A 483-nucleotide genomic window follows, 5' to 3' on the forward strand; every position below is an offset into this window, starting at 1 on the left:
GCTCTCAGTGACTACCGGGGTATCTAATCCTGTTTGCTCCCCACGCTTTCGCACCTGAGCGTCAGTCTTCGTCCAGGGGGCCGCCTTCGCCACCGGTATTCCTCCAGATCTCTACGCATTTCACCGCTACACCTGGAATTCTACCCCCCTCTACGAGACTCAAGCTTGCCAGTATCAGATGCAGTTCCCAGGTTGAGCCCGGGGATTTCACATCTGACTTAACAAACCGCCTGCGTGCGCTTTACGCCCAGTAATTCCGATTAACGCTTGCACCCTCCGTATTACCGCGGCTGCTGGCACGGAGTTAGCCGGTGCTTCTTCTGCGGGTAACGTCAATGAGCAAAGGTATTAACTTTACTCCCTTCCTCCCCGCTGAAAGTACTTTACAACCCGAAGGCCTTCTTCATACACGCGGCATGGCTGCATCAGGCTTGCGCCCATTGTGCAATATTCCCCACTGCTGCCTCCCGTAGGACAGTGTGT

1 rRNA gene is annotated in these 483 nt (G+C 55.1%); it reads right to left on the reverse strand.

From position 1 onward, the window contains the following. Positions 1 to 483, reverse strand: a 16S ribosomal RNA gene (locus H9X80_RS08905); the annotation flags it as partial.

This window comes from Olsenella profusa, assembly GCF_016900315.1.
In the GTDB taxonomy this organism is placed as follows: domain Bacteria; phylum Actinomycetota; class Coriobacteriia; order Coriobacteriales; family Atopobiaceae; genus Thermophilibacter; species Thermophilibacter profusus_A.